Consider the following 21,328-nt stretch of genomic DNA (forward strand, 5'->3'; position numbering starts at 1 on the left):
ACTTGGCAACCACTTATTCCAATCCCCCATTGCTTACTACGCGAGCCGTCACAGCTATGATCTGGCGCCAGAAGCAAGGACAGACACAAAAAGCCGATGAGTTATCTACTCGAATACATGCGGCAATGAACTAACCACATCACCCGGAGGACCGATTGACCGTGGACTTTACCAGAAGGACAGTGCTTCACGGCTTAGCAGCCAGCTCTGCAACTCTGCTGCTCCGCGCCATTTTCCCTGGACATGCAGCCGCCGTTGAGACTGGACCTCCATCGCTCGAACTCACCGTGAACGCCGTGAGCGACCAGATTCTGCGCATCACCGTAGCCGCCGCCGAAGAACCTCTCGATCGCATGTACGACGATGGCAGCATTATCGTTAAACCACAAACATCAATAATGCGTGTACTTGAGACCGGTCAGGAGAGCACCACATTTTGGAATGGCCGCAGTATTCACCTGTCGAGCAATCCTCTTCGCCTGCGAATTGAGAAATCAGACGGCGCGATCCCGGACATCATCATCGAGACTACTCCCTCGCGCATTATCTTCTCCTGTGGCAACGGTCCGCTCTATGGCCTGGGCCAGGGCGCCCACTCGCTCGACCGCCGCGGAACGACCGACGCCATGCGCAGTGGCCAACTCGACGAAGATCTCCGAACCTATGGCGCGCACGTGCCTATTCCGTGGCTCATGAGCCCGGAGGGTTGGGGACTATTTTTTCACGAGCCCTGGGGTAGTTTCGATCTCACCGGTAATCCCGGCATCTTTAAGCCCGAAGAGACCGCGCGCGGTATCGATCTATTCCTGTTACTAGGAGAGACGCCCGCCGAGCTCATGAAACAATGGGCCGAACTCACCGGCTATCCACACCTGCCGCCTCTGTGGGCGCTCGGCTACCAGCAATCGCATCGCACACTCTCCAATCGCGAAGATCTTATCGCTGAAGCACGCACCTTCCGCGACAAGAGGCTGCCTTGCGACGCGCTCATCTATCTCGGCACCGGCTTTTGCCCCTCTGGCTGGAACACCGGCCATGGCTCCTTTGAATTTAATAAGTCGGTCTTCCCTGATCCTCCAAAGGTCATCGATGAGTTGCACGGGCTCGATTTCAAAGTAGTGCTCCACGTCGTCAATCCGCCGATCAATCTTCACGGCTCGGTCACCGATACGGCTCCCGCAGCCGACGACCCGACCGATGCATCCGCTTATTGGAAGTGGCACGTTCCTCTGGACGAAATCGGAGTCGACGGCTGGTGGCCCGACGAGGGCGACCCACTCCCCAAAGCGGCGCGTCTCGTGCGCAATCGCATGTACTTCGAGGGTGATCGCAGTGTACGCCCAAACGTGCGTCCATACGCACTGCATCGCAACGGATACGCAGGAATGCAGCGTTACGCGTGGCTGTGGTCCGGTGACGTCAACAGCACGTGGAGGACGCTGGCCGAGCAAGTCATGCAAGGCATCAGCACTGGACTGTCAGGTATTCCCTTCTGGGGCACTGACACCGGCGGCTTTGTGCCCACGAAGGACTTCACTGCCGATCTCTTCCTGCGATGGTTCCAGTTCAGTGCATTCTGCCCCCTCTTTCGATCACACGGAGTCACCTGGAAGCTCCGCCTGCCGTGGGGTTGGAACACCGGCGACTACAGCCCGGCGGAGCTCTCACCTCAAGCCGCGGCCACCGTGCTACCGAAGCCCGCAGAGCTTCACAACGCCGCAGTCGAGCCGATCTGCCGCAAGTATCTTGAGCTGCGCTATCGCATGCTGCCTTACATCTATTCGGCCGTCGAAGAGACCCACTCCACCGGCTTGCCGATCATTCGCTCCTTGGGACTTCACTTCCCGGCAGATCCTCGCGCTCTTGCTTGTGAAGATCAGTATCTGTTCGGCCCGTCACTACTCATCGCACCGGTGGTCGAGCAGGCCGCTCGCGAACGCGCCGTCTATCTACCGGAAGGTGTCTGGTGGGACTGCTGGACAAACCGGCAGTACAAGGGACCTCAGACAATAAAGCGCCCCGTCGACCTAGAAACAATTCCGTTTTACGTGCGCGCGGGCGCCGTTATTCCTACTGGTCCAGTGAAGCAGTGGACCTCCGCGCCCTCGACCGATCCCCTCACCCTGACCGTCTACCCCGGAGCCGACGGTGCGTCTTCACTGTACGAAGACGACGGCATCTCCTACGCCTGCGAACATGGCGACTACACCCGCACCACGATGTTGTGGAATGACCGAACGCACACACTCACGCTAAGAGCCAGCCGGCCAGGCATCGAGCGAAGATTTAAAGTGGCCCTGGCCGGATCTGCCGCGAAGGAGATCGTCTTTACAGGAAGAGATACAGACTTCAAACTCTAATTCTTGGCCATCCACACCACAATATTGGGCTGAATGAAGAGACTTTTCATCCATTTAACCACGGCCAACGAAGGCTCCAAGCCTCGCGCCAGCGCGGCGGCTTGAAGAAATCCTGAGAGGTTCAAAGCCACGGCATAAGTTCTATGCCGTATTGCTCCGGAAACCTTCTCGGCCGTCTTAAGTTGTTGGTTTTATTATGGCGGAGAGAGTGGGATTCGAACCCACGTTACCTTGCGGTAAACACGCTTTCCAAGCGTGCGCCTTCAGCCACTCGGCCATCTCTCCAACGCGTCGACTCTCTCGAATTTAACACAGCGACGCTCACCGGCGGGTTCCAGCGGGTGTGCTGCCGGGGGATGGATGCGCAGCGCCCGCCGGGGCTTGCTTCACCAGAGAGTCAGGCGATCTTTAGATCGTTCGAGGCGATCAGCTTATCGATGGTGATGGGCAGATCTCGCACCCGGACGCCGGTGGCGTGATAGATGGCCATCGCCAGAGCGGATGCGACGCCGGTCAAGCCGATCTCGCCGATGCCTCGGGCACCATATTCGTTGAGGGCAAGATCCGGATAGTTCAGAAAGATGCACTCCAGTTTAGGAATGTCTTTGTTGGTCGCGACCAGGTAGTCGGCGAAGTTGTTGTTCACAGGCTTGCCGTTTCTGGTGTCGTAGATGGTCTCTTCGAACAGCCCCATGCCGATGCCCATTACAACCGCGCCGGTGATCTGATTGCCGCCTGCTTTCGGGTTGATGATCCGGCCTCCATCAACGACCGTCAGCCAGCGTCTGACTCGAAACTGCACGATGCCCGGATCGTAGGCGACTTCGCAGAATTGCGCTCCGAAGGAGTGACTGGAGACACTTGGTTTTTCCTGGTGTCCGCCGGCCGGGGGAGGATTACTTTTGCCATCGACTCCGGAGAGCTTCCGTAAGGCGAGGATCTCGGGAAAGGGAGTTCCCGAGTCTGGCGACTTGTCCGCGGCGTGCAAGCATCCCGCGCTCATCTTTAATGTTTTCGGATCTGCCCCTTGAAACGGAGATTTGTCCGTACGGATGGCCACCTGGATCAACATATTCACCGCGGCATTGCAGGCGGCAGCGAGACCATTGAGGAAACTGGCGGTGGCCGCCGAGCCGCCTGACATCGGCCCAGGAGAGAGTGAACTGTCGCCCAGCACGACCTTGATCTTGTCCATCGGAAGGCCGGTCTTTTCAGAGACAACCTGCGCGAAGACGGTATACGTACCAGTACCGATGTCTTGGGTCCCACAGGAGACCCGCGCGGTGCCGTCTTTCAGCAGCCGCACGTGGACTTCGGCGCCGCCGCTAAAGGCCGGCCAGGTTGATGTCGCCATGCCCCATCCGAGTACTAGATTGCCGTCGCGCATGGAGCCGACTCCCGGAGTGCGCTTACTCCAGCCGAAGCGCTCGGCGCCCGTTTGATAACACTCGCGAAGGTGTTTACTCGAGAACGGCTTCTTCTCCTGCTCATCGGTTTCCGCGTAGTTCTTGAGCCGAAGTTCGAGCGGATCCATATTCAACTTGATCGCCAGTTCGTCCATGGCGGATTCGATGGCGAAGAGACCGGGGGTCGTTCCAGGGCCGCGCATCGGCGTCGGGGTCCCGACATTGAGATGGACCAGGTGTTGAATGGCTGAGATATTCGGGCAGCTATACAACATGCCGGTAGGCTCGGTGCAGTTCTCCATATAGTCATCAACCATGGAAGTGTGGGTGAGCACCTCATGGCTGAGCGAGACCAGTTTGCCGTCGCTGGTCGCTCCAAGTTTCATCCGCTGCCTGGTGTATGGCCGATGCCCGACGGTAGTGAACATGAGATTGCGCGGCACACTCACCTTGACAGGGCGGTCGAGGTGGCGTGCCGCGACTGCTGCCATCAAAGATTGCGGCCACGGGAAGAGCTTGCAGCCGAAGCCCGACCCGACAAACGGCGAAATCACCTGGACCGACTCAAGTGGCATGCCCAACATCTGGCAGATGGTGTTGTGATGGTTGACGACGCCTTGGGTCGACTCATAGAGCGTGAACTTGCCGTTCTTCCACACGGCGATGGTGGCGTGCATCTCCATCGGATTATGAGTTTCGACGGGGGTCGTATAAGTCTCATCGAGCTTGACCGCGGCCTGCGCGAAGGCGGTGTCGGTATCGCCACGCGAGAACTTCTTCGCTGGAGGGTTGTCGGTGACAGGGTTCGCCGGCATTCTGACGATTGGCTTGCTGGTGTCATACGTCACCTTGACCTGCGCTGCCGCAGCCTGCCCCTGCTCGAAGGTCTCAGCCAGTATCAAGGCGATGTATTGCCCATAGTAGTAGACGACATCGTCTTCAAAGGGAGGCCGAGTTTCGCTGGCGCGCACGTTCTGCTCAAAACCCTGTGCCGGACGAAACAGATCGCCGACGTTCCCATGATGAAGCACACCCAGCACCCCAGGCATCGCTTCAGCAGCATTGGAGTCGATACTACGAATGTGTCCGCTCGCAATCGTACTCACGACCGGAATGCCATAGGCGAGCTCTTCGATCGTCATGTCAGCGCATTGATCGGCGGCATACCGCGCCGCACCCGAGACTTTAGCTGGGCCGTCGATCCGGCTCGTTGGCTGCCCTATTGGGGAAGTACCCATTTCAATCACTCCGATGAATGTGCTTCAGTTAACCCGCCTGAGCATTAGGCGCTGGTGGTGACGTTGTGTAGCGCCCGCGCTATGCACAGCTTGGAAAGCTGCACTTTGAACGCATTGTCATGCAATGGCTTCGCGCCATGCAGCGCAGCTTCGGCGGCCTGCTTAAAAATGTGCTCATCCACGGGATGGCCTTCCAGCACTCGTTCCGCCTCCCGGGAACGCCACGGCCGGGTGCCGACGCCACCGAGAGCAAGGCGGGCTCGCCGCACTCTTCCGCCGTTCGCCTCAACCACAACTGCGGCGGAGGCTAATGCAAACTCGTAAGAAGCGCGATCTCGCAGCTTGAGATAGTAGGATCGCGTTCCAGGAGCCAGAGGCGGTAGCGTCACATAGGTGATCAGTTCGCCTGGTGCTAATACATTTTCGAGATGCGGCGTCGTTCCCGGCAGCAGATAAAACTGATCAATCGGAACATCGCGCTCCCCGTTTGGACCCTGCACATGAATCACCGCTTCGAGCGCGGTCATGGCCACGGCCATGTCCGATGGATGCGTTGCAATATCGCCCCGATCTTGATTCCACCATCCGGGCTTGATTCCACCTGGGTCAGTGGCAGCGAATTGATGTCGACCAGTGATTGGGGTCGCTCGACATTCAGCTTCATTAGATCGACGAGCGTGGTGCCGCCGGCGATGAACTTTGCCGGTTGGTTCATGGCGCCGTTAGTCTGTCCGGCACTGGTCGCAATTGCGGCGGAGATTGAACTCGCCTGTGTGTATTGAAATGCTTCCATGTCGATGTCCTTGACTTGGTGAATCCGTTGGTGACTTGGACTTGGTGAATCCGTTGGTGACTTGCTAAATCTGCTGGCGAGCGGCTTGAACTGCTGCCACGATGTTGGTGTAAGCTCCGCAGCGGCAAATGTTCCCGCTCATGAATTCGCGCACAGAGTCATCGTCTTTTCCGACCGGCTCCTTAAGCAGCGCGACCGCTGACATAATCTGCCCCGGGGTGCAATAGCCGCATTGAAATCCGTCGTGCTCAACGAAAGCTGCCTGCACCGGATGCAATTTTCCGTCCTGCGCCAGTCCTTCAATGGTGGTGATCTTGTCGCCCTGGTGCATGATCGCGAAGGTGAGGCAGGAGTTTACCCGCCGGCCATTGATATGGACCGTACAGGCCCCGCACTGACCGTGATCGCACCCCTTTTTCGTGCCTGGCATCTGCAGGTTCTCGCGTAATGCGTCCAGAAGCGTTACCCGCGGCTCGAGCGTTGTATGAATTTCACTCCCGTTGATGTTCAAGGACACAGGCACTGAGCCAGGAACCTTTGGCTTGGCCGTCGAAGACGGCTGCTCATGAACCGGCGCTGGCGCTGCTGCAGCCAGGGTGCTTGTAGTCGCGGCAAGACCGGCTGCTCCTAGCTGCCCTAGGAACGAGCGCCGGCTGAAGCGACCAAATGCCGGCTTTTCTGCTTCGCCATCTTCACGATCTTTCGCAACGATATCGTCTGGTCGCGCATTTGGCTCCAGTGGTCCCTTTGGCATCGGCTACTCCCAATCTGGAAAGTATGATGCGATTGTAGACGCTGGAAACGGGTCCAAAGTCTTTCCGGAAAGAAGGGCTTCCATAGATAATTAACTTGTTCGATAAAATCCAAATTAATAGGTCGCGCGGCCGCCGCTTAGATCGAAAACTGCTCCCGTCGTGAAGGAATTTTCCGCCGACACCAGCCAAGCCACCATCGACGCGATCTCCTCGACCTCGACAAATCTGCCTCGCGGAATCTTTGAAAGCATGTAATCGATGTGTTGTTGCGTCATCTGGTCGAAAATGCGAGTCCGCGCGACGGCCGGAGTAATGCAGTTGACGGCGATATCGTACTCGGGTAGTTCCTTGCCCAACGATTTGGTGAGCGCGATCACTCCCGCTTTGGCAGCACTGTAAGCAGGCGCATTCGGATTCCCTTCTTTGCCCGCAATCGATGCGGTATTTACGATGCGGCCATATTTCTGCTCGATCATTAACGGCGCGATGGCCCTGCAGCAGAGAAATATTCCCGTCAGATCAATATCGATGACTTGCTGCCATGCCTCGATCGGGTACTCCCAGGTCTTCAGATTCGGTCCTGCGATCCCGGCATTAGCGACTAAAATGTCGACTCCTCCCATGCGATTCACTGAGGACGAAAGCGCGGCTGCGACTTCACTCGGCTGTGTGACATCCATGCCGATGCCATGAGCATCTCCAATTTTCGAAAGCTGCTCTGCGGCCTCTGTCGCAAGCTTTGCGTCCAGATCCCAGAGCGAGACCGAAGCGCCCGAGGCTACAAGCCGCTGCGCTATCGCGAGGCCAATCCCCTGCGCGCCACCGGTAATCACCGCCCGACGACCCTTTAAATCAATCTGGTTCATTGTGTCCCTACCCCCAAAACATCTTAGTTTAGATATTCCGGAGACCAGTCCGGCGCCGCCGGCGAGACGGTCGAGCAGTTCCCGGGCCGGCGGTTAAGGCTAGGGGTTTCGTCGTCTCAGACCAACTCCATGGATCATGTCCATTGAGTCCCTGCTGCAAAGGCGACCGGGGCAATATCTTCTCACGGGCGCTGAAATGGCTCTCAAGCCTTGATGTCAGCTAACAAGACGCATCTCAAGCGTTAAATTTGTGTGGCACTCGCTCTCTGCTCGCGACTCGCAAGCTTGGCACCGGTACCGCAGTTTGACCGCAACTAGAGGAGACTTTATGATTTGAAGGTGCAAAAAGCCTAGAACATCCTCCCGGATGTTCGTTATTGCCCCTTCGTTCAATGGTAGGACAGCTGCCTCTGGAGCAGCATATCGGGGTTCGAATCCCTGAGGGGCAACCAATGGATTCAACGGCGCAATCGCCACCCTCGGAGGACCAGAGCTTCTCTAACTCGCCTTCCGATTTTCGGGGATGCCGACTTGGTCGAAGCGCATTGCCATTTCTCGAAGTTCTCCGGCCACGCCAGGCCCGCACAATGGGCGTCCGTGTCCTGGGGCTACCGTGATGGGCGCCAGGGAGGCGAGCTTTTCGACAGACCGGCGGGCGGCATTCCAGTCTGACGTGAAATAAGCCGGAGGTCCGTGGAGTTCCGGCGGTTGAGCAAGCGCCACCTCAAAGAACGATTCAGGTTTGGTCGTGCAGAACGCATCCCCCACCAGCAGGGTTTTGTCGGCGGCTCGAAAAAGCGAGATGTGGCCGGGTGTGTGCCCCGGGGTATGCAGCATCTCCCATCCAGGCATCTCCGCGATGGTAGGTTTGAGCTCCCGCAGCCGCTCACTGAGGTCGATTGGGCCGCGAGGATAAATTGGCGAAAGGAGGCTCATCAGGCCGCCGCCAGCTCCGGCATTCGGCGCAGCATATTCCCTTTTTCCGGTGAGATAGGGAAACTCCAGGGGATGAGCATAGATGGGAATCATCCAGTGGTCGGCGAGCCCCCGTGCCGCGCTGACATGATCGAAGTGGCCATGGGTGAGGACGATGCAGTTAGGGGCCGTCCTGTAATTTCTTTCTACCCAATGGCGAATCTGCGTTTCACTGAATGGGATCGCCGCATCGATCAGTGTCCAGGAGCCATCGTTGTGCTCCACGGAAAAAACATTCACGAAGGCTATCCGCAGCCCGTGAACTCCGGGCGCAATTGCATCCATCGGCACAATCTGATCGGTGGGAACGGGAACGCGGTCCATACATGCTCCTATTCGTTTGGTGTTGGGCGGAATTTCTAGGTGAATTCACTCATCGCCAGCTTTCCTGCCTCTTTCTTGGGATGCACTTATTGCCGCCACGGCAACTTGAGCATCGCGCGTTCTCATTGCTCTTTGCTCAGGCTGTTCGCCGGCCGGCTGTCGAGCTGCTGCCCGCGAATCGGCAGCAACTGCAAGACCAGGAGGTCGGCCTGAACACGCTCCCACTGACGGGGGACGGTCTTGGTAAAGTTGGGGGCATTCGGGTCGGCATAAAAGCGGAGCACATCTGCCTTTACGTCCAAAGGAATTGGTAGTTGAGGGTCGGCAACCAGACGGTGTAGCAGCCGGGCATAGGTCTGGTCGGTGAGCTTATAGGCACCGGGTTGTACGAGAGCGCCGGTATCCAGATCGCGGTTGTCGAGGCCCGGCTTCGGTCCGCCGAAGACTGCCAATGCGGTGCGAAGAGAATCCGTCGATTGATTGACGCTCCGCACGTAGTCTTGTTCGGTATCGGCATTCGGTCCGCGAATCGCGGTCAGTTTCAGCGGTCCGACTTTGGGGAGTATATAGATCAGCCCGGCCAGCGAATAGGTGCCGATTCCGGCCCTGCGGCGGTAATGGTCCCAGTCATTCTCGGTAGCTACCCGCGCGAATTCCTTCTCCATTTTCTCGAACTCCGCCGTCTGCGAATCGGCAGGCATCTGCTTGCGATGGAGCAAGGTAACGGCGTACGCGATGCGAGGAAGAAAGCTGCGCACCACGAAGCGATAGCCCCTGACGTTGATTCGCCGGGAGCGGGCTTTGGTAAAGTCCTCGCCCAAACCATAAGTGTCGTAAAAAGCGGCTGCCACTTGCTTGATCGAAATCTTCAGTCCGATATGGCGAAGGTATCGCGCGGGCGCCAGCCGATGATGTGCGATTTCATTGATGTCGAAGGCGAACTCGGTCTGTACATGGGCGCGTTCGTCTTCGGCGTACGTCACGACCGGTCCGAATGCTTCACCCAGCCGCGGAAACTCAACCGGGACGGCCAGGTTGGTTGCTTCCGCGTGGCCGACGGTATCGCCGATGTAGTGAGAGAGCGCACCAATGGCGAAGGCGAGTTCATCGGCATTCTGGGCATGCCGAAAGAGATTGGAGATAAAGTCGCCGGTCCGGACGTAATGAGTGAGCTCGGAGAAGAACTTGTCGCCAAAGGGATAGTAGCCGATGTCCTGGATCGCGCATCCGCCATAGGCATAGGCACGGGCCTCCTGCAACTGGCTGGGAGTCAAGCCCGGATAGCGGGCCTGCAACAACGGCGCGATCGAGGCTTGCCAGGTCAGATCGATCAATTGCTCGTGGGTAAGGAGAGAGTATGGACGCGCGAGCGGAGCAAGATTTAACACGAAAAGAACTAGGAAAAGTCGAGTCGCTTTAGGGAGGAAGGATGGCCGAGTCGGTGTTAGCGTTTCTGGACAAAACTCAATTTTGCGTTCAAATGGCGCACTCGCCTTACGGAGCATTCAACTTACCCAGAGATCAAAGATTGGTTTTGGCCACGGATGGTTGCCTTGGCAGCGCTATACCGCCGGATAGAGAGAACGCCGGGGTGACGCCACATCGACGAAGACGCGTGGATGAAGCGGCGCGAGTTCACGATAACGCCTGATTCCGGCTAAGCTATGGATTCTTGCTGAGGCGGCGATAGTACTCGGCCACCGAATCCTGATATCCGGCGGGGATGACATACGGTCTCCCGCTGCGTGCATCGCCGGAAGCTTCGTCGTGCTGGAGTTGTAATTCGAGGCGATCCACTGAATTGAGAACATCCTGGTGCATCTGTTCGACCAGGGCTGGATTCCCCAGGAAGCGGCTGGGGTCGAGCTGCTGCATCTGCCGCGTCAGCTTTTCAACTTCTTTGGCTGCTTCGGGATCGTCCTTGACGGCCTGCCGGAGTTCGCTCAGCTGCCGCAAACCTTGTCGATAGCTTCGCTCAGGGTCGGCGGGATTGCCTGAGGAGTCGACGGCGGGGAAACGCTGCCCGGCTGCACCGTAGCGATTGTTCCCGGTGTTGACGTTGTTCCAAGCCGTTCCATCTGCACTCGCTCCCCCACCGTTGCGAACTTCGCCGCTCATATCTCCTTGCCGATTCCGGGCGATGTCTCCGTTTCGATCGCCGATGCCGCCTCCGCGTCGAAGGCCACTGCCGGGCTGGCCGGCTTGACCGGGCGCGGCTTGCTGTCCGCCGGCCTGTTGCGGTTGACCGGACTTGCGGCCTTCGGGATCCGACTCTCCATTCCGACCAGAGGCGCCACGGCTCGCAGCCTGCATCGCCTCCAGCTGGCTGCGAAGACGCTCAACCTGATCGAGCGCTGCTTGCTGGTCCGTCGCAGTCTTGGCGCCTGGACTATGAGCACCCTGCGCCAAGTCCGTTGGATCCTTCTGACCCTGTTGAGCCTGCCGAAGCTGCTCGCTGAGATGCTGCAGTCCCTGAGCGATTTCGCTCTCGGTTCCGTTAGCGTTGGGGTTGATCCCTCTCCGCAGCCAGTCAGCGGTGCGCTGGACATGGTTGTCGAGGTCGGCATCGTCCATCCCGGAGACGGCGTCGCGCAGCTTTTTGGCGACGCCGGGTTGATTGGAAGCCATCTCGCGAGCGGAATCGCGCAGGTTCTTCTGGAGCTTGGAAAGATCATTGGAGAGCTGCTGTCTCTCTTTCGCCAGCTGATCGCGCTGCTTAATTCTCGCCATCATGCTGTCTCGGTCCGCAAGCTCGGCGCCCTGCTGGCTGGCGAGCTTGTCGATGCGCTCAGCCTGGGAGCGCTCCTCCTGAGTCAGCCGGTCGGCTTCATGGGAAAGCGCATCTGTCTTGCCCGAAGCGAGTTGTTGTTGGGTGCCGGCAAGCAGATTGGTCGCTTCGCGCAAGCGGTCCGCTGCCTGGCGCGCGGCGTCACTGCTCTGTTGGGGGCTGCCGCTGCGCTTCATCGCATCGCCTGCCTGCTGTAGCCGGCTTAGGGCTTGCTGGATGCGCTGGTCGGATGATTGGCCTGCGGGTTGTGCTTGGCCTGCTTGTTGGGCCGCGGACGCCCGGGAAGAGCGGCGGGAAGACTGCCCGGAGCTTCCGCTGGCAGAGCCACCCTGCGCCTTCTGGCCCGACGACTGCGAACCGCTCTGGCCCGTAGGATTATGTTGCTCGGAACCGTTTTGCGCCTGTGAACCTGGTTGCTGAGATCCGGATTGTTGGGAGTCGGATTGGGGTGATTGGGAACTCGCCTGTCCGGATTGCGAGCCGTTGGCATTCTGCTGCCCATTTCGGGCTAACTGCTCAATCTGCCGCTGCAACTCTTCGGCTTCGCGCCTCAACATCTCCTGCTGCCAGCGCTCCTGAAAGCTTTGCTGCGGATTATGCTGCTGGCCGGCGAGCTCCTCCTGGCGCTTCGCGAGCGCGTCCAGCTTGGCGAGCGCATCTTCCACGTCCTTTTCATGCTGCTCTTGAGGAGATGCGGACTGCGCAGTTTCGTACTGGTTCTTTTCTGTGTCGAGCTCCAGGTCGAAGAGGCTCGCCAGGTCGCGTCCGGCGCTCTCGCCGCCGCCACCTGCACCGCCTCCACGCTGCCCAAAGGCGACCTCGATCTTGCGGAAGGTGGCCTCGGCGCGGAGCAGAGCCTGGAGGGCCTTCTGCTCCAGAGGAAGAGCGTCCTTCCAGCGCATGCTTTTCAATTGATCGGCGGAAGGCTGCATCGCGGCTGCCGCCGTCTGCATATCCTTGTCGAAGCCGGTGAACTCTTCGTTGGCCTCGGAGAGATCGCGGCTTTGCATGCGCTCGGAGAGCGCCAGCACCTGGCCGCGCAGCTTCTGTTGCGCGCCAGAGAGGAACTGCCCCGCAGCAGCCGCATCCTTTGCAGTCGCAGATTTGTCGTTCTGCTGCTTCCAGGTTGCGGCGATCAACTCTTTCTCGCGCTTGGATATCTCAGTCTGGTTATTCTGCCCGCCAGCGCCCCCGCCGCCAGATGGGCCGCCGCCTTGCTGCGACTGGGAAAACTCGCGCTCGAAGGGATCGACCTGGATGAACGTAATGTCGGTGCGCGCTTCGAGGTGGCCGTCCTTGGCCGTAGCGTAGAGGCTGACCAAATCCCCTGGCGCGAGCTTGTAGTCTTCCAATGGAAGGGTGTAGGACCCGTCGACGCTCTTCGGCCCAGGTGCCTTGAGCATGCTGACATCGTGGTCAGCTCCGCCGTTCACGGAGTAGTGAAGGTGAACGTCCCTCAGTCCGAATTCGTCAGCGGCTTTGACGGACGTAGTGACCTCCTCAATGGGACTCGCCCGGTAATCGCCGCCGGGACGCTCCACTGCGATCTGCGGCGGAGGCGCCTTGTCGGTCGCGATGAAATAATCTTCCGACAGCCGCACGGATTGTCCCTCATCATTAGCGGCCACATGATAGGCGCCATCTTTCTCCATATGGATCGAGCCTTGATACTTGTTGCCGTTGCCGCCGGTGAGATAGATGGCCTGACCATTGTCAAGAGTCAACTGCCCATCCTTCAGCGCGTGATCCATCTCGACTTGGATCTTGGCGTCTGTGCCTTCGATCGCTCGTAGATCTCCGGTGTGCTCCTCAGAAACAGGCTTCATCCCTGTCCACTGCGGATAGTGGTAGGTGACCTGAATTTCTTTGACTGAGGGCAGATCGACGACACGAACTTTATAGTGGGGTGACGTGAGCGGCCCGGCGGCTACATAGTATTCGACATTTTCCGGTAAGCCGGTGAAGACGAACTGATAGGCAGCTGCGCCGCCCGCATCCGGCTGGGTCTGCATGACGACCGGCTCCCACCCGCTGCCACTCTGATAATGAGCGAAGAGCTGTACCTTGTCGGGATGCATGCCGCTCACGTGAGCAGTGATTATCTGGTCGCCGTGCCGCCGCACGGCGATGTCGCCGGGAGTGATGGTAATCGCATAGAGCGGAGCGGCATTCTTCTTCGGGCCGGTCCACAGCAGCGAGGCGCCGTATCCGAGATAGCCGGGTGCGGCGGAGATCATCCAGGCTAGGACCGCGAGACAAGCCAGTCCGGCGCCGCCCAGGGCAAACAAGCGGTTATCCGGAACCAGCGACGCTGGCGGCGCATATTGGGTTCGCGCCAGAGTATCGGCTGCGAGCAGTTCGAGGAAGGGATTTCCAGCTTTGTTCTGGACCTGTTTGCTCTGACCTTCGTAGAAGGTCGTAAGCCGCTGTTCGAGCTCCGGATTGGCGGTTTCGACGCGACGCACAGCGAGGGTGCGAGTCAAGCCCATCACCGGCAACAGAATACCGAACCCAGCAGCGGTTGCGAGCGCGATGAGCAACACGAGACGCGCCCCGGCAACGGCATGCATGGGAAAAGCAAAGTGGTTGAGCGCCAGCACCAAAGTAAGCGTGACCGCGAGCGCGGTACCAGTGAAGATGGCTGCACCACGCAGCCAAAGACTCAGCCGCAATCTTGACTGCAGCCGCGCAATATAGGAATTGAGCTCGTCCTGCTTGCTCATAGTTCCTCCCTCTGCGTGCCCATATACCCGCTGGCCAGTGCCATCTCGGCCAACGCCGCTGCCAATGCAAGCAGCATAACGTACCACCATAAGCTCACAGGACGATACTTTGCCTGGGTTGCGGGGAGCGATCCGGACTCGACGCCGGGGCTCCCACTCCAAAGCTGTTGCACATCCTCGGGGATGGGGGAGAGATCGGATTCTTGCCGGTCGGGGTTCACACCGATGACCGCATCCCGCCCATTCGCAAAACGCATCTGGTAGAAACCTGCCCGGCGCAGCTGGAAGCTCTGCACAGTTCGCGCTTCGCTCAGCGAAAGCGGGCGGCGGCCATCTGGATCGACCACTTCGACGCTGGCTACCTCGCCGACCGGCACTGCCGCTCCACGAAGCTGCACGAAAGAATCGACTTGCCTGGATCCGCTGAGGCGTTCGCTCCCGGAGAGGTAGTTGGCAAGGTGATCGACCAGGGTCACGAAGACTGGGTGGATTGGTAGGTCGTTCGTCAGATTTTCCAATCCCGAAGTCAGCAGAAGCAAGTGCCCTTCCCCGAGCTGCCTATCCAGCAGAAAAGGCGTGCCATCGCTCAGCCGGGCCGCCACCCGCGCTGCACCCTCGTTGACGGCTGAGGCATAAAACACCTTGGTCTCTGCCCAGCCGCCATTGGCCCGGCCGGGAGCGACTTGCTCGAGGGCGGGATAAGTGAAATCGACGGAAGCAACGGTTGCGGCATTTCCGCCGGCATAATCATGAACGCCGTTGACGTTTCCACCCCATAGCGGAATTTGGCCATGCCGGGAGACACCGGTTCCGAGGGCGATGAGAGCGTTTCCGCCCTTGGACACGTATTGCTCCAAGGTGTGTTCAAAGATCGACGGCAGGGACGAGGTATCGGACAGCACGACAAAAGCAAACCTTGATGGATCGAGGTTGGTGGTCTGCTCCGCCGACACAGATTGCAGGATGTAGGAACCCTGGGCCGCCGCGCCGAGCGCTGCCCCGAAGTAGAGCGGAGAACGGGTGTCGCCGGACGCATGGACGAACAGCACTCGCTCGGGATCGGATCGCCGCACCACGAAGACGCTGGAGTCGTCGGCCGGGAAGGCGTCCCCCGCTTCCACTCGCACTTCGCATCGATTGAAGCCATACTCGGCGCTAAGCGGCGCGAAATCCACGCTTGCACGTCCGTTAGCGGGAACGTCTACCTTTTTCGTAGCGACGACTTTGCCATTGATTACCAGCGAGATCGTCTTCGATGCCGCCGGAGCGCCAAAGCCGGCTACAACCGCGCGAACGCGGGAGCGCGTGGGATCTTTTGGATCGGCCAGCTCGGCGGGCGCCTCCACACTCTCGATTGTCCAGTTTGGCGGCGCGGCGCCCTTGGCTGCTGGATGAAGCAGCAGGGTTGCGCTTGGCGGCAGAACCATGTCGGCGAAGTTGGCCGGCATCGCGGTTCGCTGCATGTCGCTGAAAAGATGCAAATCGATCGGGCGGCGTTCTGTCTCGGCAAGAGCGCGGATGGCTTGGCCGAGTTCGCCGAAGTTTGCATGGCTATCGCCTGGCTGGATGCTCTCGAGGGCGGAGCGCAATTGCACGCTGTCAGTAATCGGCTGGGTCAACACTGCAAGCCCGTCCCCGAGCGCCATCACCTGTGCGCGTTGCGAGTGGGGTTTGGCAGCAAGAGTCGACAGCGCTTCTCGCTTCGCGTCTGCAAATCGCGTGCCCGCTCGCATGCTGAAGGAATTATCAAGCACGATCAGCAGCAGCCGTCCCGGGGCATCGGCAGCGGACCGCCTAACGAACGGATTCGCAAAGGCCAGGACGATGAGCAGGACCACGGCGAAGCGCAGAGCAAACAACAGCAGGTGGCGCAGCTTCCGGTATCGCGTCGAACTCTGGGTGCCGCGCTCGAAGAACAAGAGCGAAGCGACGGGCCTCGGCACCGAGACGTGACGTCGGAGCAAATGCACAAAGACAGGCACACTCAACGCCGCCAGCCCTCCGAGAAACCATGGCGAGAGAAAGCCCATCAGTTGCCTGCCTGGCGGAGCGAGAGGTACTCACGCAGCGCCGCATCCAGTGGTTGATCGGTGAGCAGCAACTGGTAATCCATACCCGCTGCCCGGGCCCTCGAGCGGAGCTGCTCGACATGCGCATCGGCTTTCTCGCGATAGGTCGTCTTCACGTATTCGGGAACGACCTCGATCTTCTGTTCGGTTTCGAGATCGACCAGGATCGCCGAACCGTTCAGCACCGGCCGCATCTCCTGAGGATCGAGGACATGAAAGAGCACGACTTCGTTGCCGCGGAACCGGAGCGGTTCGATGGCCTGCACAATGGTCTCCGGATCCTGGTAGAAATCTGAAATGACGATGGCGATACCGCGACGGTGAAGCAGGTTCTGGAAGTGCTGCAGCGGCTTGGCGAAATCGGTTCGCGCATGCGGCTCGGCCTGCTCGAGCGCCGCGAAGAGCCGAGCGAGCTGGCCGAGCCGCGTCGATGGGCGCACGCACTCGCGCACCTCATCGTCGAAGACGATCAGTCCCGCGGCGTCGCGCTGCTTTCGTATCGCGAGGTAAAAGAGCGAGGCCGCGATGAAGCGCGCATAGTCCATTTTCTTTGGTGGTCCTGCGTTCGCCGATCCGGATCTGTACTGCATGGAATTGCTCGCGTCGAGAAGCACCATCAGGTGGCTGTTGGTCTCACCGCGATAGCGCTTCAGATAGGCTCGCTCGGTCCTCGCAAACAGGTTCCAGTCCACGTGACGGAGGTCATCGCCTGGCGTATAGGCGCGGTACTCGGCAAACTCCTGGCTGAATCCGAAATCCGGGGAGCGGTGCAGGCCGGCGACGAAACCATCCACCACGGTCTTCGCCAGAAGGTCGAGCGACGAGATACCGGCCAGCACAGAGGGATCGAGAAAGCGCTGCATCAGCTCTCCTTCGGCCGCGGTATCTGGGCGACCAGCCGCCTGAGAATCTCGTCGGTGTCAATCCGTTCCGACTCGGCATGAAAGTTGAGCAAAATGCGATGGCGGAGCACCGGGGCGGCCACTGAGGTGAGGTCCTCGTAGGTCACGTGGTAGCGTCGACGGGAGAGCGCTCGTGCTTTCGCAGCGAGCACGATGAACTGGGCGGCACGCACGCTGGCTCCGTAATTCACATACTTTTTGACAAAGTCCGGCGCATTGTCATTCTTATGCCGGGTGGCCCGTACCAGGTTCACCACATAGCGGGCCAGCGTCTCCGCGATCGGCACCATGCGGACGAGTTGCTGGAAGTCGAGCAGTTCCTCGGCCGAAGTCACGGTGTCGACCTTCGCTACGCGGGTTGCGGTCGTCTGCTCAATCACTTTCAGTTCGTCGTCGGCACTAAGATAGTCCAGGATCGCGTTAAACAAAAAGCGATCGAGCTGCGCCTCGGGCAGTGGGTACGTGCCTTCGAGTTCGATCGGATTCTGGGTCGCCAATACGAAGAACGGCGCGGGCAGCTGATAGATGTGTCCGCGCACCGTGCAGGAACGTTCCTGCATTGCTTCGAGCAGGGCCGACTGGGTCTTCGGCGGCGTACGGTTGATCTCATCGGCGAGCAGGATATTGCCGAAGATCGGCCCTTCGACAAAGGTCCACTTGCGATGGCCGGTGGTCAGGTCTTCCTCGATGATGTCGGTGCCGGTGATGTCAGAAGGCATGAGGTCGGGGGTGAACTGGATACGGCGAAACTGCAGGCCGAGGGTTTCGGCGATGGTTCGCACCATCAGCGTCTTGGCGGTGCCGGGCATGCCGGTCAGCAGGCAGTGTCCGCCGGCGAAGAGCGCGATCAATATCTGGTCGAGCACCTCATCCTGGCCGACAATGACCTCGCGCACCTGCTTAACGATGTTCTCGCGCACCGAATGGAAGCGCTCGATTCGCTGCTGAAGAAGCGTTGCATCGTGATCCAATCCGGTCGTGGTGGCCATTGATCCGTTTCCCTTTCGCACCCTTCAGTTGGTTTTTTCAGGAGACTGCTTCAACTCGAGCAGCAGCTTTTGCGCAGGCCGGTAGCCGGGCGCAATCTCAAGCGCTGCTAATACGCTTTCCTCGGCTTTGTCTTTCTTCCCTGCCGCGAGATACGCCTGCGCAAGGTTGAATTGAGCGCCGACCTTGTCGATCGGGTTGGATGCGACAACGGCGTCATACTCGCGGATGGCGCCGTCGTATTGCTTCTGCGCATAGAGCAGGTCGCCGAGGTGACGATGCAGTTCTTCATCCTTGACGGGATAGATATAGTTCACCCGTTCCAGCGTCGCCGCGGCTTCAGCCGGTTTTCCTGCTGCCTCTTCGAGCGCGGCAAGCTGCTTGAGTATTTCGGGCGATTGGCCGCCCGCGTGTTCATAGGCGGTCATGATTCCGATCTGAGCCTTGGCATCTCCCTTGGCTTTATCTGCGATCGCCATCAACTCGTAGACATTCGCATCCCCGATATACTCTGGATACATGGCGAGTACGGCCGGTCCCTGTGCCAGGACGGCATCGTACTGTTTCTGCTGAGCCGTCGCCACGAGCGCCTTCAGCTTGTCTCGCCACTCATTGAAGCGCGCTGCCTCCGCGCCATATTTCTTGTCGATCCAGGCGAGATATTGCTTGTCGAACTCCTCCGCCGCCAAACCGAGGTTGGCCTGCACGACCTGCGGAGTGGTTTGCAGTTGCGCGTAGGAGTGGACCATATCGAGCAGCTTGCCCTCACTCCATTTTTCCTGGATGAAGTCGCAAATACTGCCCGCCTGGAAGTAGGAGACGATCACCTGAGACGGGTACTCGGGATAGACGAAGCCGCGGTCAAGCCTGGCAACCGGCAGCAGCTTCTTTTCGCGAATCGCAGACAACACATCGGGTGTAGCGCGATTGGTCCACTCGGGCGAACGCTGGCCCTCCTCGTGCACTGCCAGTCCTTCGGTGAACCAGCGCGGCACACGATGGTTGGTGGCGGTGAGGATGAAGACGTGGCTCATCTCGTGCCATAGCGTAGCGCCCCAGTTGATATCTCCGGGCTTGCGCGCTGAAGGACTGTCCATTGCCACAACCTCGCCGAACGTCACGCCCAGCGCGCCTAAGCCTGGCATGCCCATGGTGCGCACGGCGAAGTCTTCGTGATTGGGATACACCTCCAACTGCACTGGCGCCGGGAGCTTCATCTGGTACTTCTTCTGGTAGGTGGCAAGAATGGCGTGCAACTCCTGCTGCATATATGGCTGCAGCAGATCGGCTTCGGTCTTGTTGAGCTTGAGGATGGTGGTGTCATCGCGAAATGTCTCGAAGTTCTTATAGCTATCGAGCAGGCGCAGGCTGTTCACGGTAGCTGCATCGCGGTAGCCATTGTCGTAGCTCAATTCCAGCTCCTTCACCGGCTCTGCCTCCTGGCCTTCCCGCATCAACGCGATGCCCAGCGCGGAGTGGGCCGCCCATAAACGCGGATTCGCATCGACCGCTTTGCGGTAATAGAGGACTCCATCCTCAAAGCGGTAATGGAGTTGGAGCTGATGCGCGACGAGTGCATAACCCTCGCCATAGCGGGGATTGATGGCTGAAATCTTTGCCAGCCAGGGATCGGGGGGGCGGTCTGCGATCAATTCGATTGCCGCGTGAATGGCCATTGCGTCCAGTGCGTCGGTTTCGATGACGATGGCCTTGTCCGCCTCGGCAACGGCCAGGTCACGATCATCATTGGAGAGGGCCAGATTGGCCATCAGCTCATGTGCTTCGGCGAGTTTTGGGTCAAGCTCGATCGCCTTCGCCGCATATGCAGCGGCTTTACCGTCGAAGCCGTCGGCAGAGACAGTAGCCAGCCCGACGTATGCCTCGGCGTTGGAAGGCTCGGTGTTGAGGGCTTCGTGGAAGAGATCGACTGCTTCGGTGCTGTTGAATCGCTCGTGCAGCAACATGCCCCAGCGAACCTTGTAGAGGCTCTGGCTGTCGGCCGATTGGGTTGCCAAGCGAAATTGCTGGTTGGCCTGCTCCCATTCTTCGAGACCCCAGAATCCTTCGGCGCGGGTGTATGGATCGCCACTTTTTGTGAGCTTGTTGAAGCACGCTTGCGCCTCGGTGGGATGTCCATGCTTGCGCAGCCCCCAGCAGTCTGACGGCGCAAGCGCGTGGGCCAACCCCGCGCAGGGGTATACGAGTATTGGGAGTAAAAGCAGGAGCCTCATTGATCCAGTTCTCCCTGGACCTTCGCCAACTGCAACAACGCATCGGTCAACTGCTTTTTGTAATCCGCCGGATCCATGGCTGCCTTCTGGTATTTCAGTTCATCGATCTGCTGCTCTAGACTCTCCTTTTTCGTCAGCAGCGCGCGCTTGGCGGGATCGTTGGTAGAGGCCTGCGCGGGGTCGAGCTGGAGGAGGGTAAAACTGGTCATGAGCAACCCTTGTCCATTGCCAGCTTCGCGCACCGGCTCACCCTTTCCTACATCATCAAAGACGGCGTGCTCGGTGGCCAGCCGCTTCTGCGAGTCGTAAAACGCCGCGGTCTTTTTCGTGGCGTAGGTGAAAGCCTCCATGGCGCTGATGGAGCCGCTCTTGTCGGTGTCGGCCGAAGGATCTTGCAATGCCTCTGCCCAGTAGCGGGCGAAGACAGTTGCGTTCTTTTCCGTACCGGATTTGGTCGCCGCGATCACCGCCCGGCCGGGCCGCTCGAGCGCCTGCACCGCTCCTCCACTGGCGCTGGTGGTGTCGACGACAAGCTGGCGGCGGGCGGCAATGCGATCGCACATCGCAGCGAGGTCTGCGCCGGTCATATCCGGGCCCACCAGGTTGAACTTATATTGAGTGCCATCGAAGGAGCCATGGCCGATGAGGACCAGTACGAAATCATCCTCGGGGTTTGCTTGGTTGGCTACGGTCGCGAGGGTCTGCTTCAATTGCAAAGCTGTTGCCCGGCTGCCGCTCAGGGTATCGACCTGGGCGGCATTGCCTCCGGTCCGGAAGGTCTTATCCAACTCCTGTGCTGCCGCAGTGAAGCGCTGTTCGTAATCCGGCTCACCGCCAAGCCCAGCGACGATGACGTAGTAGGTGGCGGCGCGAGCCTGCGATGCCGCCATACACATCATTGCCAACAACAG

At 59.3% G+C, this 21,328-nt stretch carries 13 protein-coding genes, 2 tRNA genes and 1 pseudogene; 2 read left to right on the forward strand and 14 right to left on the reverse strand.

The features are described 5' to 3' along the window. Positions 1 to 161 precede the first annotated feature (161 nt). Complete coding sequence (locus ACPOL_RS04075) at positions 162 to 2,360, forward strand: glycoside hydrolase family 31 protein (RefSeq protein ID WP_161557200.1); 2,199 nt, start codon at positions 162 to 164, stop codon at positions 2,358 to 2,360. A 197-nt stretch (positions 2,361 to 2,557) separates the two neighbouring features. Here the strand turns inward: ACPOL_RS04075 and ACPOL_RS04080 are convergent. The 6 genes and pseudogenes from ACPOL_RS04080 to ACPOL_RS04100 form a co-directional block, all read right to left on the reverse strand. Further along, positions 2,558 to 2,645, reverse strand: a tRNA-Ser gene (locus ACPOL_RS04080). Positions 2,646 to 2,757: 112 nt separating this feature from the next. Beyond that, positions 2,758 to 5,004: a xanthine dehydrogenase family protein molybdopterin-binding subunit gene (locus tag ACPOL_RS04085; protein ID WP_114205934.1), complete on the reverse strand. Its 2,247-nt coding sequence runs from the start codon at positions 5,002 to 5,004 to the stop codon at positions 2,758 to 2,760. Positions 5,005 to 5,048: 44 nt separating this feature from the next. Then, positions 5,049 to 5,393 carry an FAD binding domain-containing protein gene (locus ACPOL_RS35685; protein WP_338026795.1) on the reverse strand — a complete coding sequence of 115 codons (345 nt, stop codon included), beginning with the start codon at positions 5,391 to 5,393 and terminating at the stop codon, positions 5,049 to 5,051. A gap of 45 nt (positions 5,394 to 5,438) precedes the next feature. Continuing rightward, positions 5,439 to 5,797 (reverse strand): annotated as a pseudogene (locus tag ACPOL_RS35690) (FAD binding domain-containing protein); the annotation flags it as partial. A gap of 64 nt (positions 5,798 to 5,861) precedes the next feature. Then, positions 5,862 to 6,551, reverse strand: coding sequence for a (2Fe-2S)-binding protein (locus ACPOL_RS04095; protein ID WP_114205935.1), 690 nt, complete (start codon positions 6,549 to 6,551; stop codon positions 5,862 to 5,864). Between the two features lie 114 nt (positions 6,552 to 6,665). Beyond that, the gene (locus ACPOL_RS04100; protein ID WP_114205936.1) at positions 6,666 to 7,418 is read right to left on the reverse strand and encodes an SDR family NAD(P)-dependent oxidoreductase; all 753 of its coding nucleotides are present in this window, start codon (positions 7,416 to 7,418) and stop codon (positions 6,666 to 6,668) included. A 378-nt stretch (positions 7,419 to 7,796) separates the two neighbouring features. On the opposite strand from ACPOL_RS04100, the gene ACPOL_RS04105 reads away from it, so the two are divergent. Then, a tRNA-Gln gene (locus ACPOL_RS04105) sits at positions 7,797 to 7,870 on the forward strand. A gap of 46 nt (positions 7,871 to 7,916) precedes the next feature. Here ACPOL_RS04105 and ACPOL_RS04110 read toward each other — a convergent pair. From ACPOL_RS04110 to ACPOL_RS04145, 8 genes are all read right to left on the reverse strand, one after another. Further along, positions 7,917 to 8,717 (reverse strand): MBL fold metallo-hydrolase, encoded by an 801-nt coding sequence (locus ACPOL_RS04110; protein WP_114205937.1) that lies wholly within the window; start codon positions 8,715 to 8,717, stop codon positions 7,917 to 7,919. 122 nt (positions 8,718 to 8,839) lie between these two features. Beyond that, the gene (locus tag ACPOL_RS04115) at positions 8,840 to 10,051 is read right to left on the reverse strand and encodes a zinc dependent phospholipase C family protein (RefSeq protein ID WP_161557201.1); all 1,212 of its coding nucleotides are present in this window, start codon (positions 10,049 to 10,051) and stop codon (positions 8,840 to 8,842) included. 328 nt (positions 10,052 to 10,379) lie between these two features. Then, a complete protein-coding gene (locus ACPOL_RS04120; RefSeq protein WP_114205939.1) occupies positions 10,380 to 14,228 on the reverse strand; it encodes a DUF4175 family protein in 3,849 nt (1,282 codons plus the stop codon). Beyond that, positions 14,225 to 16,258 carry a vWA domain-containing protein gene (locus tag ACPOL_RS04125; RefSeq protein ID WP_114205940.1) on the reverse strand — a complete coding sequence of 678 codons (2,034 nt, stop codon included), beginning with the start codon at positions 16,256 to 16,258 and terminating at the stop codon, positions 14,225 to 14,227. Before ACPOL_RS04125 ends, ACPOL_RS04120 begins: the two co-directional genes overlap by 4 nt. Continuing rightward, positions 16,258 to 17,160, reverse strand: coding sequence for a DUF58 domain-containing protein (locus ACPOL_RS04130; RefSeq protein ID WP_114205941.1), 903 nt, complete (start codon positions 17,158 to 17,160; stop codon positions 16,258 to 16,260). The genes ACPOL_RS04125 and ACPOL_RS04130 overlap by 1 nt, the downstream gene beginning before the upstream one ends. Further along, positions 17,160 to 18,188: an AAA family ATPase gene (locus tag ACPOL_RS04135; protein WP_114205942.1), complete on the reverse strand. Its 1,029-nt coding sequence runs from the start codon at positions 18,186 to 18,188 to the stop codon at positions 17,160 to 17,162. The genes ACPOL_RS04130 and ACPOL_RS04135 overlap by 1 nt, the downstream gene beginning before the upstream one ends. 24 nt (positions 18,189 to 18,212) lie before the next feature. Further along, positions 18,213 to 20,417, reverse strand: coding sequence for a tetratricopeptide repeat protein (locus ACPOL_RS04140; protein ID WP_114205943.1), 2,205 nt, complete (start codon positions 20,415 to 20,417; stop codon positions 18,213 to 18,215). Beyond that, positions 20,414 to 21,307 (reverse strand): hypothetical protein, encoded by an 894-nt coding sequence (locus ACPOL_RS04145; protein ID WP_236657223.1) that lies wholly within the window; start codon positions 21,305 to 21,307, stop codon positions 20,414 to 20,416. Before ACPOL_RS04145 ends, ACPOL_RS04140 begins: the two co-directional genes overlap by 4 nt. Positions 21,308 to 21,328: the final 21 nt, after the last annotated feature.

It is taken from the genome of Acidisarcina polymorpha (genome assembly GCF_003330725.1).
GTDB classification, from domain to species: Bacteria; Acidobacteriota; Terriglobia; order Terriglobales; family Acidobacteriaceae; genus Acidisarcina; species Acidisarcina polymorpha.

Bases quoted from the DNA above. Each gene is read 5' to 3' on its own strand.
- ACPOL_RS04145 (WP_236657223.1), bottom strand. From the start codon at position 21,307: ATGGCGGCATCGCAGGCTCGCGCCGCCACCTACTACGTCATCGTCGCT.
- ACPOL_RS04095 (WP_114205935.1), bottom strand. From the start codon at position 6,551: ATGCCAAAGGGACCACTGGAGCCAAATGCGCGACCAGACGATATCGTT.
- ACPOL_RS04135 (WP_114205942.1), bottom strand. From the start codon at position 18,188: ATGGCCACCACGACCGGATTGGATCACGATGCAACGCTTCTTCAGCAG.
- ACPOL_RS04100 (WP_114205936.1), bottom strand. From the start codon at position 7,418: ATGAACCAGATTGATTTAAAGGGTCGTCGGGCGGTGATTACCGGTGGC.
- ACPOL_RS04120 (WP_114205939.1), bottom strand. From the start codon at position 14,228: ATGAGCAAGCAGGACGAGCTCAATTCCTATATTGCGCGGCTGCAGTCA.
- ACPOL_RS04110 (WP_114205937.1), bottom strand. From the start codon at position 8,717: ATGGACCGCGTTCCCGTTCCCACCGATCAGATTGTGCCGATGGATGCA.
- ACPOL_RS04140 (WP_114205943.1), bottom strand. From the start codon at position 20,417: ATGAGGCTCCTGCTTTTACTCCCAATACTCGTATACCCCTGCGCGGGG.
- ACPOL_RS04085 (WP_114205934.1), bottom strand. From the start codon at position 5,004: ATGGGTACTTCCCCAATAGGGCAGCCAACGAGCCGGATCGACGGCCCA.
- ACPOL_RS04130 (WP_114205941.1), bottom strand. From the start codon at position 17,160: ATGCAGCGCTTTCTCGATCCCTCTGTGCTGGCCGGTATCTCGTCGCTC.
- ACPOL_RS04125 (WP_114205940.1), bottom strand. From the start codon at position 16,258: ATGGGCTTTCTCTCGCCATGGTTTCTCGGAGGGCTGGCGGCGTTGAGT.